23 protein-coding genes are annotated in these 15333 nt (G+C 41.3%); all 23 read left to right on the forward strand.

What is annotated here, in order from left to right; all coding sequences use genetic code 11:
- Positions 1-93 precede the first annotated feature (93 nt).
- The 23 genes from SMI_RS02305 (at position 94) to SMI_RS02415 (ending at position 15332) form a co-directional block, all read left to right on the forward strand.
- Entirely contained in the window at positions 94-660 is a 567-nt protein-coding gene (locus SMI_RS02305; protein ID WP_001080210.1) for a phage scaffolding protein, read from the forward strand.
- A 25-nt stretch (positions 661-685) separates the two neighbouring features.
- Positions 686-1600, forward strand: coding sequence for a hypothetical protein (locus SMI_RS02310; RefSeq protein ID WP_001111858.1), 915 nt, complete (start codon positions 686-688; stop codon positions 1598-1600).
- 14 nt (positions 1601-1614) lie between these two features.
- Positions 1615-1875 (forward strand): hypothetical protein, encoded by a 261-nt coding sequence (locus SMI_RS02315; RefSeq protein ID WP_000958638.1) that lies wholly within the window; start codon positions 1615-1617, stop codon positions 1873-1875.
- Positions 1876-1892: 17 nt separating this feature from the next.
- A complete protein-coding gene (locus tag SMI_RS02320; protein ID WP_000415586.1) occupies positions 1893-2246 on the forward strand; it encodes a hypothetical protein in 354 nt (117 codons plus the stop codon).
- Between the two features lies 1 nt (position 2247).
- Complete coding sequence (locus tag SMI_RS02325) at positions 2248-2604, forward strand: hypothetical protein (protein WP_001024431.1); 357 nt, start codon at positions 2248-2250, stop codon at positions 2602-2604.
- Complete coding sequence (locus tag SMI_RS02330) at positions 2591-3019, forward strand: HK97 gp10 family phage protein (protein WP_000017386.1); 429 nt, start codon at positions 2591-2593, stop codon at positions 3017-3019. Before SMI_RS02325 ends, SMI_RS02330 begins: the two co-directional genes overlap by 14 nt.
- A complete protein-coding gene (locus tag SMI_RS02335) occupies positions 3009-3431 on the forward strand; it encodes a phage tail terminator family protein (RefSeq protein WP_000386589.1) in 423 nt (140 codons plus the stop codon). Before SMI_RS02330 ends, SMI_RS02335 begins: the two co-directional genes overlap by 11 nt.
- Complete coding sequence (locus SMI_RS02340) at positions 3418-3618, forward strand: hypothetical protein (RefSeq protein WP_000425197.1); 201 nt, start codon at positions 3418-3420, stop codon at positions 3616-3618. Before SMI_RS02335 ends, SMI_RS02340 begins: the two co-directional genes overlap by 14 nt.
- The gene (locus SMI_RS02345; RefSeq protein ID WP_000090007.1) at positions 3618-4901 is read left to right on the forward strand and encodes a phage tail sheath subtilisin-like domain-containing protein; all 1284 of its coding nucleotides are present in this window, start codon (positions 3618-3620) and stop codon (positions 4899-4901) included. The genes SMI_RS02340 and SMI_RS02345 overlap by 1 nt, the downstream gene beginning before the upstream one ends.
- 18 nt (positions 4902-4919) lie before the next feature.
- Positions 4920-5384, forward strand: a complete 465-nt coding sequence (locus SMI_RS02350) for a phage tail tube protein (RefSeq protein ID WP_000996593.1) — start codon at positions 4920-4922, stop codon at positions 5382-5384.
- Positions 5385-5402: 18 nt separating this feature from the next.
- The gene (locus SMI_RS02355) at positions 5403-5804 is read left to right on the forward strand and encodes a phage tail assembly chaperone (RefSeq protein ID WP_061439172.1); all 402 of its coding nucleotides are present in this window, start codon (positions 5403-5405) and stop codon (positions 5802-5804) included.
- Positions 5805-5972: 168 nt separating this feature from the next.
- Positions 5973-8420: a tape measure protein gene (locus tag SMI_RS02360; protein ID WP_164925509.1), complete on the forward strand. Its 2448-nt coding sequence runs from the start codon at positions 5973-5975 to the stop codon at positions 8418-8420.
- A 14-nt stretch (positions 8421-8434) separates the two neighbouring features.
- The gene (locus tag SMI_RS02365; protein WP_000469518.1) at positions 8435-9097 is read left to right on the forward strand and encodes a LysM peptidoglycan-binding domain-containing protein; all 663 of its coding nucleotides are present in this window, start codon (positions 8435-8437) and stop codon (positions 9095-9097) included.
- The gene (locus SMI_RS02370) at positions 9094-10059 is read left to right on the forward strand and encodes an XkdQ/YqbQ family protein (RefSeq protein WP_000983379.1); all 966 of its coding nucleotides are present in this window, start codon (positions 9094-9096) and stop codon (positions 10057-10059) included. Before SMI_RS02365 ends, SMI_RS02370 begins: the two co-directional genes overlap by 4 nt.
- The gene (locus tag SMI_RS02375; RefSeq protein ID WP_000451988.1) at positions 10060-10356 is read left to right on the forward strand and encodes a DUF2577 family protein; all 297 of its coding nucleotides are present in this window, start codon (positions 10060-10062) and stop codon (positions 10354-10356) included.
- Entirely contained in the window at positions 10353-10751 is a 399-nt protein-coding gene (locus SMI_RS02380) for a DUF2634 domain-containing protein (RefSeq protein WP_000106741.1), read from the forward strand. The genes SMI_RS02375 and SMI_RS02380 overlap by 4 nt, the downstream gene beginning before the upstream one ends.
- Positions 10748-11803 carry a baseplate J/gp47 family protein gene (locus tag SMI_RS02385; RefSeq protein ID WP_000598577.1) on the forward strand — a complete coding sequence of 352 codons (1056 nt, stop codon included), beginning with the start codon at positions 10748-10750 and terminating at the stop codon, positions 11801-11803. The genes SMI_RS02380 and SMI_RS02385 overlap by 4 nt, the downstream gene beginning before the upstream one ends.
- Entirely contained in the window at positions 11790-12308 is a 519-nt protein-coding gene (locus SMI_RS02390) for a DUF2313 domain-containing protein (protein WP_000084596.1), read from the forward strand. The genes SMI_RS02385 and SMI_RS02390 overlap by 14 nt, the downstream gene beginning before the upstream one ends.
- A gap of 10 nt (positions 12309-12318) precedes the next feature.
- Entirely contained in the window at positions 12319-13467 is a 1149-nt protein-coding gene (locus tag SMI_RS02395) for a tail fiber protein (protein ID WP_012972458.1), read from the forward strand.
- A 1-nt stretch (position 13468) separates the two neighbouring features.
- A complete protein-coding gene (locus SMI_RS02400) occupies positions 13469-13867 on the forward strand; it encodes a phage upper tail fiber protein (RefSeq protein ID WP_000268494.1) in 399 nt (132 codons plus the stop codon).
- Between the two features lie 8 nt (positions 13868-13875).
- Positions 13876-14307 carry a hypothetical protein gene (locus SMI_RS02405; protein WP_000235460.1) on the forward strand — a complete coding sequence of 144 codons (432 nt, stop codon included), beginning with the start codon at positions 13876-13878 and terminating at the stop codon, positions 14305-14307.
- A gap of 3 nt (positions 14308-14310) precedes the next feature.
- Complete coding sequence (locus SMI_RS02410; protein WP_000397492.1) at positions 14311-15042, forward strand: hypothetical protein; 732 nt, start codon at positions 14311-14313, stop codon at positions 15040-15042.
- An 11-nt stretch (positions 15043-15053) separates the two neighbouring features.
- Positions 15054-15332, forward strand: a complete 279-nt coding sequence (locus SMI_RS02415; RefSeq protein WP_000807223.1) for a DUF7365 family protein — start codon at positions 15054-15056, stop codon at positions 15330-15332.
- Position 15333 lies beyond the last annotated feature (1 nt).

A 15333-nucleotide genomic window follows, 5' to 3' on the forward strand; every position in this document is an offset into this window, starting at 1 on the left:
CAATCGCCCTAGGCATGGCGTTAAAAGGCTTTTTTACTTTACCAAAATGTCGTGGTCGTTGCCACGTTAAACAAACGTACAGGAGGAAAAGAAATGAATCGTAAATTTTTGGAACAGTTAGGATTGACTGAAGAACAAGTTGAAGCAGTTATGACCGAACACGGGAAATCAACACAGGACTTACAAGCGAAGGTGTCTGCTGCAGAAGATAATGCTAAGGGCTTGCAAGACCAGTTGAGAGAGCGTGATAAGGACATGAAACAGCTCAAACAAGACGCTGAGGGCAATGCTGACCTACAACAAAAATACTCAGACTTGGACAGCAAGTACAAGACACAACAGAAGGAACATGAACAACAACTCAAGACAATGCAACTAGATCATGCTATTGAAATGCACTTGAGCGGTAAGGTTCATGACGCTGGAATCGTGTCTAGTCTACTAGATAAGTCTAAATTGGGATTAGGTGACAACGGAGCGGTGACTGGATTAGATGAACAGTTGACGGCTTTGAAGGAATCTAAAGGCTTTTTATTTGCTCCAGAAAAAGCTGTAGAACCACATATCGCTGGTGCTAAGCCACAAGGGGCAACACAAGAAGGAACAGTTGCTAACGACCTGACAACGCAGATGGTTAATGCGTTCACGTCGGATTTATAATCAAAAATAGAAAAGAGGAACAGATATGCCAGCAACATTAAACTATGCACAGGCTTACCAACAAGGCTTGCAAACCCGCTATAGTGAAAACGGACTGTTATTCACTCAAAAACTTTGGAACTCTCCATCCAATACACTTTTGAAGTTCACAGGCGCTAAAGAAGTGAAAGTACCACGTCTTTTGATTAAGGAAGGACGTAAAGACCGTACACGTCGCACAATTACTAGCATTGACGCTAACTATGAAAATCAATGGGAAACATACACATTGACTAATGAGCGTTACTGGTCAACACTAGTAGACCCGTCAGATGTTGATGAAACTAATTATGTTACTTCCATTGCTAACATCACTAAAACATTCAACGATACTGAAAAAGTCCCAGAAATGGATAAATTCATGGTATCTAAATTGTTCTCTCGTAAGAAAGAACTTGATACAGAAAGCAAACAAATTAAGTCATTGAATTTGACTGAGGAAAACTTCCTCGCAACATTCGATGAGCTGATGGAACAAATGGATGAAGCTGGAGTACCAGCAGAAGGTCGTGTTATTTTCTGTACGCCAGCTGTTAAACGTATGATCAAGAACATCAAACAGTTTGGTCGCACTGTTAATATTCACGGTCAAGGTACAGTGATTGACCGTTCTATTGGTCGTTTGGACGATGTGACGATTGAGCCATCTATTCCATCTGACCGTATGAAGACCTTGTACAACTTCACAAATGGAGCTAAGGTTGACCCAACTGCTAAACAAATCCATTTCTTCTTGATCCATATTCCATGTATGGCAGCACCACAAAAATATGAATTTGTAGGACTTGACGCACCAAGTGCTTCTTCAAGCGGTAACTACTTGTACTATGAACAATCTTACGATGATGTATTGCTATTCAAAACTAAGCACGAAGGTCTAGCATTTGTCGTCGCACCTTAAAAGGAGGATAGAAAATGTTAACAGTAAAAAAAGATAATCGTGTATTGAATATCGACGAACTAGAAAAAGTAACCTTCTTGGAAGATGGTTATGATGTGGTCGAAGTTCGTGACGGTGAGTATGTAGTGGTAGAACCAGCTACTGGTGGACGCACTTACACTATTCAAGAGTACAGAGCAGTAGTTGCTGAACGTGACCAAGCTCTAGCTGAACGCGATAATGCTCTAGCAGAGCTTGATAAATTAGCTAAAAAATCCGCTAAGGACGATAAGTAGAAAGAGAGGTTCTGCTGATGGAGAAGAGAACATCGGAAGAAATTCAAAAGCATAACGAAGATGCTAGGCAAGCCTTGATTGACTTGTACGAACAACGTTATTCAGGCTATCCAGAAGAGTTAGTGGTCGATGAAGTCATGCAGAACATTCTTAACTACTGTAATCGTGAGGATTTTCCTTTAGAATTGAGATTTGTGGCTATTCAGATGGTTTACGTTGTTTGTAATCCTGACCAAGCTGTCCAAGGCAAGAATATCTCCGTTGGAGATACTCGTGTCGAATTGGCTAAGTCAGATCTTGCTAGACGGGCCGAAAGTGTCTTGCTGGACTTTACCAGTCAGCTACAGCGGTTCAGAAAGTTGAGGTGGTAGGATGAATATCAATGATGTCTTATCTCAGGCAACACCAAGTATTGAATGGACCTATGATAAAAAGATGGATGTATTTGCTACTGTCGAGGGTACGAAACCAAACGGAGCTGATTTTGTAGAGTTCAAAGAAATCTATAAGAAGGTCCCCTGTCGTGTCTCTGTTCGTAACTTAGTGAATACTGAGCAGAACGAAGCGCACCAACTAAAGACAGAGCACAAGATTTTCTGTTCGCCTAAATTTGCTATCAAAGCTGGTAGTAAATTGGTCGTGGATGGTGTTCAGTACCTGACTAGTGAAGACCCGATGGTCTATGTCACGCATCAAGAAATTGTGGTAAGACGACATGAGTGGTTATGATGATAGTGATGTTCAAGAGTTCTTGAAACGACTTGAACGAGCTCAGGCAATCATTGATTCTGAGTTTATGCAGGCCTCTAAAGATATCGGCCTAGCCTTTTTGAAAGAGGTTAAGGAGCGAACACCAAAGGGCCTAACAGGTAAGCTCAATCAATCCTGGAAGATAGAAGTGACCAAAAACGGAAACGTGTACGAGGTTATCGCATTTAACCCTATGGAGTATGCTTCTTTCGTCGAAAGTGGACACCGTCAACAAGTGGGGCGTTATGTCCCTGCAATCGGCAAGCGCTTGGTCAATCCTTGGGTAGAAGGGCGCTTCATGATGAGACTGACAGAAGAACAGATTAAACAGAAAATCCCACAAATTACGCAACAAATTGAAGAGAGGCTAAAGGAGGAATTAGGTGGATTATAGTATTAGACCACTCGTCATCAAGCAACTCAAAGATGTGTTTGGGTGCAAGGTGTATGACGAACAAATCCAGCAAGGATTGAAAACACCTTGTTTTATTGTAGATGTGAAACCTGTGACTCGGAAGCGGTTGGCAAACCAAAACGATAAGCAGGTTTTTATTGTCTTGCTGCATTACTACACCGAAAAAACAACAGACTTATACCAAAAGTTTGAAAAGATTGAGATGGTGTTTCATTCGCCTTCCTTTCGTTATTTAGGGGACAAGTACCCTATCAATGATTTGAAGGTGGAATACAATGCCAATGACTTGATATGCACATTTACAATCACTCGATACGTTCGATGGGTTGAAGAGGAACCAAGAATGCAAATATTAGAAAGGATAGGTGAAACTTCTCATGGAAATGATTGAAGAAGTAGGTTATGTAACCGAACCAGTGGACCCAACCACTGAAGATAAATTTGGTAAAGAGGCACTACTAAAGCATTTTGAAGATGATGCAACTTTGTTAAACATTTTGCTGGGAGATGACCAGTCATACTCACTAGCAGAAGTAAGAGGCATTTTAGAAGACTGGAGAAAGGGTGTGGCTAACTAATGGCACAATGGACAGTACAGAATAAACGAGTTCCAAAGGCCTACATCAATTTCGTATCAAGAGATGATGTGATTATTCCTTTGGAAGATAATACGATTGCAGCAGTTATGATTGCTGGATCTTGGGGAGAGCCTGGTGCTTTTACCCTTGTTGACGGTACAAGCAACTTCCGTCGCCTATTTGGTAAACCGATTGATGAACTTCTTCCGATTCGTGAAGCCTTGAAAGGGACTGGTAAAGTCCTTGTCTACAATGGTGTGAACAACACTGGGGTACAGGCAACGAAAACAGAAAGCGATATGGTCGTTACAGCTAAATACAAAGGATTAGCTGGTAACCATATTCATGTTATCTTCAAGAAACAAGTTGAGACTGGCTTTGAAGTGACTACTGTTTTCTTTGGAAAAGAAGTTGATAAACAAATCATCACAGCCTTGCCATTTAAGAATGACTATGTGAATGTAACGGGCACTTTAACAACAGAAGATAAAACAATCTTGCTTGAAGGTGGTACTGATGGAGCTACAACCAATTCAGAGGTTGAAGATTTCCTAAATGCACTCGATACTCAAGACTTCCGTGTCTTGGCTCTGGGTACAGATGAAAGTGCAACGAAAGCACTTGTTACGGCTCATATCAAGAAATGGCGTGACGCTGGTCGTTCAGTCATTGCAGTCTTGAATGATTACACGGATGCTGACGATGAAGGTGTTGTATCAGTCGGTAACGGGGTTACATTAAGCGATGGTACGAAACTAAGCGCTAAGGATTGTGTTTACTTCGTAGCTGGTAAGTATGCAGGGGCTGGCTTGCAATCCAATACATTCAAGTCTTATCCAGGCGCTATCGACTGTGAGCGTAAGAACGAAGCAGAGGCTGAAAAGCTCATCAATAAAGGTCAGCTTATCTTTGCTTATCGAAATGAAAAAGTTATTATCTTGTCAGATGTGAACTCATTTACTAGCTATACGGCAGAACACAGTCGTATCTTTGGTAAGAACAAACTTGTCCGCACTATGGATAATATCAATACCAATGTCAAATATATCTTTGAGAACTACTTCATCGGTAAAGTACCAAACAACGTGAATGGTCGTGAGTTGTTTAAACAGCGAATCATCACAATGGTTCTTGACCCACTTGCTCAAAAGCAGGCTTTGGAGTACAAGGCGAAAGATATTGAGATTTCACAAGGTATCACCAAAGAATCCGTCGTGGTAAACTTGCCAGTTGTCTTGACAGACGCTATGGAAATCTTGTACATGACGGTTATCTGTGATTAAGAAAGGAGAAACTAGCTAATGGCTATTATGAGTCAATTAGATGCTTTGTCTGCTAAAGAAGGAACGGTCTTCTTTACAATCAATGACAAGCAGTACGAACTAGCAGAGCTTATCTCTCTAGAAGCAAAAATTGAATACACAAAAGCTGACGTGACCCCTCTGAACTCTCGTATGAAGGGTGGTAAGATTGTCGGTGCAGAAGGTACAGGTTCATTGAAGATGTACTACCACCGCCCAGAACTAAAGGCGATGGCTTTAAATTATGTCAAGCAAGGTATTTTGCCTCGTATTGATATCAAGTGTACCAATGAAGACCGTTCATCTCGTGCAGGTCGCTATACCATCGTCTTGAAAGGTGTTCTATTCAAAGAATCACTTATCTTTAAACTAGATGGGTCAGCAGATGAGGTCATTGACGAAGAAACGGACTTCACATTCCAAGATTTTGATATCTTATCAGAATTCCAAGAAATTACATACTAACACAAGGAGGAAATAGTGGTGAGTGGATTAAAAGCGTTTTTGAAACAAAATAAAAAAGGGGAAGAGACTAAGGATGTCTTGCTTCCTTCTTTTGAGGAACCAGTTAAAATTCGAGTGTTGAGCGCTCGTGAAGCGGACTTAATCAATGACCGTTGCTTTGTCAATAAACCTGGTCGCAATGGACGCCAAGAGCGTGTCTTTGACGGTGTTAAGTATAACCGTGAAATCTGTATTGCGTCTATCGTGGTTCCTGACCTTAACGATAAAGAATTGCAAGATTCTTATGGAACAATGGGAGCTTCTGAGTTATTCGGTACCATGTTCAATTGGGGCGAAAGCGCCTTGATTTTGGAAGCTGTGACCGAACTCAGCGGTATCAACCAAACATTCCAAGACAAGGTTGACGAGGCAAAAAACTAATAAAAGAGGACGCGGAGGCACAACTTGCCTACTTCGCCCTCGTAAACTATTACATTCGCCCTAGTGAATTTGTGAATATGGATGTAGAAGAAAAAGCCTTTTTCGCTGCAGTCATGCATGAAGAGGCGAAACAACGTAAAAAAGCAATGAAGAAGTGAGGTGATTCTATTGGCAAATATACAAACAACCATGTCTTTGACCGATAGAGTCACAGGCACTTTAAATAAAATCTATGCGACTATGGAGCGTGTCAAAAATGCAGGCTCTGGCATAGATAAAGCTATGAAGGCTCAAGAGTCCGCTATGAAAAAAGCTGGTGATTCTGGTCAATATTTTGTCAATAAAGCTGGGCGAGTCGTTGATGTCAACGGTAGGTTTGTCAGCAGTGCAACTCTAGCAGCTGCAGGGCTCAAAAAAGAAGAACTGGCTCTAAGAGATTTAGGGAATGCCTCTAATAATGCTTCTAACAAACTAAGTAGGTTAGTATCTTTGAAAGGCTTGTTGAAGACCGCTTTAGCTGGTATTGCAGTCGGTGTAATTACCAAACAAGCTATAGGCATGTCAGACGAGTATGCCAATATGCACGCTCGTTTAGATATGATTCGAGATGGAATGCAGACGACAGAGGAACTACAAAAGTCTATCTATACATCCGCACAACGTACAGGCTCGGCCTATACAACCATGGCAAACGGTGTCGCTAAGATGCGGATGCAAGCTGGCGATGTTTTCCAAAACAACGGCGAAACAATTGCTTTTTTGGAAACCATGAACAAATCCTTTGTAGTCGGTGGCGCAAGTATTGAAGAACAAAAAAGCGCCATGCTTCAGCTTACTCAGGCTATGGCTAGTGGTAAGTTGCAGGGTGATGAGTTGCGTTCTCTAGCCGAGACTTCACCAGCCTTAATCCAAGCTATCGCCAATAAGCTAGGCGTTAGCCGTGGTGAGGTTAAAAAACTTGGGGCAGAAGGGAAGATTACGGCTGATATTGTCAAAACTGCCATGCTGGAAGCAAGTGATGCGATTGATCAACAATTCCGCAACATGCCAATGACATGGGGCAGGGCATGGCAGAACTTCCTGAACTTTGTGACCAAGGCGCTTGAGCCAATATCGATTAAGATTAATCAGATAGTGAATTCGTCCGCCTTCCAACAATTTGCCCAGATTGTAGCCACGGTGCTTCAATATGTCGTTCAAGCGGTTATCTTTGCTATGGATATGATTGGGGCTGTTTTGAATATGTTAGCCCCTATTGCTCAATTTGTCATCGATAACTGGTCTGTCATTCAACCGATTATTATTGCTGTAGCAATTGCTATAGGAACTTATATAGTCGCAATGAACGCAGCGGAAATCGCCACTAAACTATTTAGTATCGCTACCAACGTGGCTAAAACAGCAATGGCTGGGTTTAATGCAGTGATGGCAATGAACCCAATCATGTTGATTGTCATGGCAGTCATTATCCTTATCGGTCTCTTCTATGCCTTGGTCGCATGGTTTAACAATCTTACTGGTGCAGCCGTATCAGCTACAGGAATCATCATGGGAGCGATATTTGCCCTTGGCATGATAATTTGGAATATACTTATTGGCATCGTCAATGTAGCTATTGGGGTAATTAATATGATATTGCAAGGAGTATTCTTCCTTGTCAATACTTCAATAGCATTCTGGATGTTTCTCTATCAGGCTATCTTAACTATTTTGATAGGTATTTTAGACTTTATAGACTGGTTTGTTACCGGTGCTGTTAACTTATGGAACGAGATGTCTTTCCAAGTTCAAAGCGCTTGGTATGATATAGCTCAAGGTGGCCGTGATATGGCTGTCGCTATTGCAGGATTTGTAGATAGCATGGTCAATAGTGTTATCGGTGCAGTCGAGGGCATGATTAACTCTGTTCTTGGTGGCTTTAATAAAATGATTGGCTTCTTAAATGGGTTCGGTCTAAATCTAAGCGCTGTTGGAACGGTTTCTCTTGGTCGGACGAACTTTGCCGGTGATATTGCGAACGCCATTGATAGCATGGAAAAACCTGTCAAGAAAACCTTTGAAGGTCTGCATTTGGCAGATGGTCTTAAACAATACAAAGCTAGTTTAGAAACTCCACACCTTGACACTCCACAACTGGGCTATCTTGAATTTGGTAGCGTCGGTGAGGCCTTTAATAACGGTTATAAATTCGGTCAAGGGATCGATAAGGCTGTCGGTGGTTTCTTCAAAGGAGCTGGCGATAGCAATGGCGCAGGAAACAATTTCTTGGGTGACCAAGGCACTACACCTTATGAACTCAGCCCAGCAAACTCAGCCCCTGGACAAGGCGATGGAGGACAAGGCGGCGGTGGCGGTGGGCACAACCCTACTGGTGGTAAATTAGATGAAGTTGGCAAGATTAAAGATGAAATCAAACTGGACGATGAATACATCAAGTTAATTAAGGACGTTGCGACAATGAAGTGGCAACAGAACTTTATTACCTTGAAACCAGAGATTGTCACCAACATTGACTCTATTAACAACGCTGGCCAGTATGCTAACGTATTGGATGATTTGAATGCAACGATTGTAGACGCTTTGAATAACGGCGCTGACGGTCTTATGGCTTACTAGGAAGGAGGTAGCAGATGTTTATATTTATTGAAGGCATTAAATTGCCAGTGAATCCAGAAGAAATCAAACTGGAGGACAAACAAGGAATCGAAACAGTCGCTATCATCGATACTGGTAACGTTCCGCTTGTCGGAAATCCAGAGCTTCAATCGATTGAGTTTGAATCCTTTATTCCTAGTGGAAGATACGATGGAAACTACCAACGGAATAGCCGTGTCTCTCCAGAATCCTTTGTCTCTTCAATTCGTAAATTTAAGACTGAAGGCACTCCTATTCAATTAATGATTGGGGGTGCTTTTGGTTCTGCTATTAACGGTAAATTTCTAGTGGAACAGTTCGATGTCTCTACCAAGACAGGGTATGAAAATGACCTAATTTATAAGATTAAGTTCTTACAATATCGTTCTCACAAACCACGGAAGGTCACCATCAAAGATAAGCAAGCGCTTGAGGCTATGAAAAAGAAACCTCAAGCAAAAGCTACTGAAGAACGTAGTCCCACAACAGAGAAGCCTGCTCAAAAAAGCCATACGGTTGTGAGCGGTGATACACTGTGGGGGATTGCTCAGACCTTTTACGGAGACGGTAGCCGATATACTGAAATTTACGAAGCCAACAAAGACAAAATCAAAGACCCTCATTGGATTTATCCTGGACAGGAGTTTGTGATACCATGATGCAATTATTCTATCAGAACAATAAAACTGGAGATACATGGGATTTGGCAACTGTGTCTGAAAAAGTTGAGTTCAAGACAACTAGAAAAGGGTCGGCTTGGAGTGTGGAGATTAGCTTGTACAACTCTACAAAAATAGCCTTTGAATATGGTTCTCCACTCGCTTTCAAGCTAGATGATAAAGAGGTATTCTTTGGTTATTTGACGAAAATCAAGTACGAAAAAGACACCAAAACAACCTTGACCTTCCATGACCAGATAAAGTATTTGCTACGAAATATCAATTTTGTTGCCAGGGATAAAAACGTCAATCAAATCGTCTCGGCAATCGCAGGAGATTTTGACTTGAAGATTGGGGAACTAAAAGCCCCAGCCGTGACCTTATCCCCTCAGTTGAAGGAAGATAAGAAGGCTCTGGATATTATCCAAGAAGCCATGGACGAGACCTTGGTGCAAAGTGGAGAATTGCTGGTTTTGTATGACAAGTTCGGAGAGTTGACACTAACAACTCCGAAAAACTTACCAATCCAGTATATTATCGGAAATGAATCCTTTATGTCTAGCTTTGAGTTTGAAGGTTCGATTGAGGATAGTGCTAATATTGTCCGCTTGATACAAGAGAATAAAGAAACCAAAAAGAGAGAGGTCTACATCTATCAGGACAGCTACAATATCGGCGCTTGGGGAAAACTCCAGTACATGAAAAAAGTGGATGAGAAAGCAACTGAGGGGCAAATTAAGCAATGGGGCGAAATGCTCTTGAAGATGAAAAACCGTCCCAAAGAAACGTTCAGTCTGAAAGCTGATATTGGAAGTATTGACTTTTTAGCAGGTCATGCAGTCTATGTGGATGTTAAGGATATTGAGAAGAAAGGGTGGTATGTCATTGAAGAGGCAACTCATTCTTTTAGCGATGAAAAGCACACGATGGAAATTAAATTATTTATGGCAGGAAGTGAGTAGATGGAAGTAATAGAAAATCTAAAGAAACTAATCAGTAATTTCATTGAAAATCGTCAGTTTGCCAAGATAACAACTGGTGTAGTTTTATCGGTTTCTCCCCTCAAAATCCAATTGACCAATGAGTTGATTTTAGATGATTCTATGCTTGCTGTCACATGGACCGATGAAACATTGGATCCTGAATACGTTGGGCAAACCCTTCATCTCATCAGGCAAGATGGTGGAGGGTTTTATTATGTCTTGTACAAGAAAATTTTCCACTACAAGCGCAAAGTGAAAGGGGGGTCTGATGAATGAGTACTCCTAAAACAAACTTTTTAAACATCGCTAAAAATGTTGTAGAAGCTAAGAAACAACCTAGCTTAACACTAGATGAAACCAATATCTTGCTAGAAACAGATGGCATTCATGCTCTGAAGCAATCAATCAGACGCATGCTGACAACTGAACGGTTCATCTATACGATTTATGACCATCGGTACGGTGTAGAGTTAGATGCTTTATTTGGTGGGGATATGGACTATGCCCAAATGGATATCGCACGGCGCATAAAAGAAGCCTTGTATGAAGATGACAGGATTCATGAGGCTCATTCTTTTTCTACCAAGGTAAAGAAAGATGAGTTTTATGTGCAGTTCATGGTTGATAGTGATTTTGGAACATTTGAAATGGATTTGGAGGTGAAACGATGATAAAGGTAAAAACATATCCAGAAATTTTAGAGGATATGCTGGCCTTGTTTGATGATAAGTATGACAAAAGACAAGGATCTGTCTTGTACAATTTAGTTGCGCCTGCAGCTCGAGAAGTTGCCATTCAGTATACGGTCTTAAAATCGTATGAGGAAATCAACTTTTTAGATACGAGTACAGGAATCTTCCTAACTCGTTTGTGTAGGCAATTCGGAGTTGAACGATTGCCAGCTACGGCATCAGTTCGATTGGTTCAATTCAAACAGGAAATCCCACTCGGAACCCGTTTCAGCGTGGTTAATAGTGAGTACAATTTCCGTGTCTTGGAACGTCGCTCTGGATTCGAGTATAGCGTAGTAGCTGAACAAGTCGGAAATGCTCCCAACTATGTAAGAGGTCAACTCATCAACATTGATGTATTGAGCGATTTTAAAGGAGCAGAAATCGGCTCCGTTATCGTCGTAGGCGAAGACGAAGAGACGGATAAACAACTCCGTAAACGGACCATTGAGTATCTGAAAACACCGACCTTAAACGGGAACATTGCCCAATACAAGAAATGGGCCAGTGAGTTCGTTGGTGTTGGTTCGGCCTTGGTAGAGCCACTTTGGAAGGGTGAAAATACAGTACGTGTATCTATTACGGATGCTGACGGTAACGAAGCTAGTTCGGAACTTGTAAATAAGTTCAAGAATTACTTAGACCCTGAACCAAGTGGCCACGGTTTAGGCGTAGCTCCGATTGGTGCTTATGTGACTGTGCAGTCTGTAAGTGGCTACGACGTGCGTATTACCGCAACGATTAAGATTGATGAAGATGTAGATATTGAAACAATCAAGAATGAGGCGAAAGTTCAACTCATTAAATACTTACGTGAAGAAGCATTTGAAGAGAAAGAGGTTCGAAACTATAAAGTTGCCACAATCATTGACAGAATTAATGGGGTTCGAGATGTGGACCGTATTTTGTTGAATGACAGGGAACAAAGTATTGAGCTTTCTACCAACATGCTTCCGAAGCTAGCGGAGGTAACCATTAATGTCACAAGTTAGATATCGTATGTTATCGGCTTTGCCAGAGGTCTTAGATCCAACCATCAACGATTTGTTTGAAACTGAGATTCCAGAGCTGGAATTGATTACAGACTTAATCTTTGATACCAGACGGTTGATGTTGTTGCCAGAAGCGACGGAAGACTGGATTACCCGTTGGGAAAAGGCCCTTCAGGTAAAACCGAAAACAATTGATTTGGAAGAACGAAGGCGGTATCTAATCACTTTAATTTCTTCCAAAATTAAAATCAACTCAGTGAGTTTACAAAAAATTACAAAGAGCTTTACGAATGTCAATAACTTAGTAACGGTCAAGGGTTCAGCGGTACATATCCGATTTTTAGGAGAACTGCCGACTGGATATTTGAACCGTTTTTTAAAGTATGTGCGTGAATTGATTCCTGCTCACTTAGGAATCCAATTCTCAGTTGAAGCGCCAATGATGAACGCAATTTATGTTGGCGCTCACACATTCAGAGACATTCGTTCAGTTCGATTTGAATAGGAGAAAATAAATGGGATATTTTATCCAGCCTATTGTGACTGATAAAGCAATCAGCGAAACGGCCCTAGCAATTCAAAATCAAGAACCATTGGTCTTTACTCGTATTGCTTTGGGTAGTGGCCGACATCAGACAGACGGAGGCAAGAAGAATGATGTAGCTCAAATAGTTCATTCTTTGCAAGTTACGCAGTCTTTATCTACTGATATTTCGGATACGATTCGTCTTACAGCTCGGTTAGATAATTCACGGATTGAGCGTGAAATGATTGTCAATGAAATCGGTGTGTTTGCAAAATGTGGGAATCATGAAGAGTTCATGTACATGTACACTTGGGCAGAACAGGGGGATGTGATTCCTCCCAAAACATCTGCATATGTGTATCGAGATTACGATTTCAATACAACTATCAGCAAGAATAGTCAGATTACCATTCAATACAATGCGACTGACTTGGTCTATGCGACTGTTCCTGAACTGAAGGAGACAGAAAGAAAGCTACAAACCAATATCGATAATCATATTGGAGACACTGCCCGTCACGTTTCTGACCAAGAGCGGACACGCTGGAATGGGAAAGCCGATTCAAGCCACAGGCACAAGGTTGCAGACATCGACGGCCTTGAAGCGATTATCGGCAACCAAACAACAAATAAAGCGAATCAAGCAGACCTTACTGCTCACATCCAAAACAAAAATAACCCACACGGTGTCACTAAGCAACAAGTGGGACTAGGGAATGTTACGAATGTTGAGCAAGCCAGTAAGTCTGATTTTCAACATCACTTAGACAATCATAATAACCCTCATAGCGTCACAAAGGCGCAGGTAGGTTTGGAAAATGTGACGAATGTGGAACAGGCTAGTAAGCAGGAGTTCAATGCTCACGCTACTAATCACAACAATCCGCATAATGTCACTAAGCAACAGGTTGGGCTTGGTGACGTAGATAACATCAGACAAGCAAGCTATGAGTCTGTAGAGGCTTTGAAGCGTGAGTTCCAGGAGCACGAAGATAGACTAAATGCTATCGAGTATATGTTCTTACAGAACGACTTCACTGCTCCGATTCGTACAGAAGATGGTACAGAACATACCCTACTTGCGGATGAAAATGGTCGTGTAATTGTCGCCGATTGGAAATATAGAATGGAGGTATAATATGGCAGTAATTAGTACACAGACACGGAAAGTAACTGATTTGCCACAGGCTAATCAGGTCAATAACTCGGACAACATCATGATTCATGATGGACGTGGGTTGAAAAAAGTGTCTGTGCAGACTTTTAAAAACGGAGTGAGTCCAACTCCCACAACAGCAACAGCTGGTTCAAACGGAGTTGTCAGACCGGATAACTCAACGCTTACAGTCGATAGCTCGGGTGTTCTACGAGTCAATAGATTGGCCTTGAACATCCCTAGCTTACCGTCTGAAACTGTAGCCCACAAGCTGATTAACCAAAACGGAAACCAGCAAATGAAGTATTGGTATGGGTCTAAAGCGCAATATGAAGCAGTCCGAACCAAAGAACCCAACACAATCTATGATGTGTATGAGTAGGTGATGCTATGGCTACAAGAGAAGGAATCTATGTCGGAGGGCATGAGATTGTAAAGCGATATGTTGGAAGTAAATTAGTGTGGCAGAAAGCATTATTTCAAGAAATTGGTGTCATTCATATAGCGGCAGAGATAGCTTCAGGATCCGTATTGGTCGGAATTCCAGTTGCGTATCGTGGATACGTGGTTTCTGGGTTTAAAAATGATGAATTTTGGAGATTTGTGAGCCAAGAAACGAATCAATTTTTAATTAATGTGGACGGCAGGAAAATTATATTTGAACCATATCAAATTAATCAAGTTAATATTACAAAATACAGTCGTACATTCAAAATGAGATTTCAATCATCTGCAGATCAAGAATGGATTAAGACTCGTTGGTTTGGTGGTGGAACAAATATAGAGAAAGATATTACAATTTATAAAAAGAAGGAAGTATAAAACATGGAATTTGTATTAGTAAATAAATTTTTTAGAGTTGGCAAGACGGAAGTCTCTATTCAATGTGACAAGCCGTTGACTTTTTTCACTCGTGAGTTAGAGGGTGACCGTTTGGGTGATACGGATGAAACACTCATTGAAGCAGTCAAAGAGATTCTACGAACTGAGTTAGACCCAACAAGTGCGATTGTGCAAGCGCAAGCTAAACTGCAAGAAACACAAGCTAAATTGGAGCAGGCTGAACAGAAATTAGCTCAGACTGAAGCGAAACAGACGGCTACAGATCAAGAAGTTAAGCAGAACAAGACTGAAAGCGACCACTACGGCAAAGTTAGCTACGCATTAGTTTTAACGTTGATAACAGAAAAATTGCTTCAGTACGGAACAGCTTATAAAGTTTTAGTTGATTTAATTCAATCAGCTGAAGTAGGTAAACACTATATGCCAGGTGATTTGATTACCATCGAAGACCCAGAGCACGTTGAGTTGGATGGTGAAGGTAAGAGGGTTCTAGTACAACTTAACCGTGAATTTACTTATAATGGAGAGCCTGCAAGCGACTTTATTCGTAATGGACGTCTTGAACGTGATGGATATGGCGCAGCATGGAAGTACGAGCCTAAAGAACAAAATAAGCCTACAACTGTCGCACCAACAGCTGCAGTTTCTACAACAGCTACCGTAACTCCTACAGCAACAGAGCCTTCTGCTACAACAGTTACACCTAACCAATAATGGAGGTGACTATGGCAGAATTTGAACGTTTAATTGTACAGATTTTCCTCTCTTTGATTCCTGTTATTGGCCTTTATTTCTCGATGAAAGACCGAGCTACCAAACAAGAGAACCGTCTCACGGTTTTAGAGAAGGACATCGAGAATCTGAACGAATTTAAAAGATCTGCAAACAAACGACTAGATAACCACGATGAACAAAACAAGGCTATCTTAGTTCTTGCGGAACAAGTTAAATCGCTAGGTGAAGATGTGAGAGAGTTGAAAACGTTGATTCAAAGCAAAAGCTAAG

This window comes from Streptococcus mitis B6, from assembly GCF_000027165.1.
Lineage (GTDB): Bacteria > Bacillota > Bacilli > Lactobacillales > Streptococcaceae > Streptococcus > Streptococcus mitis_AR.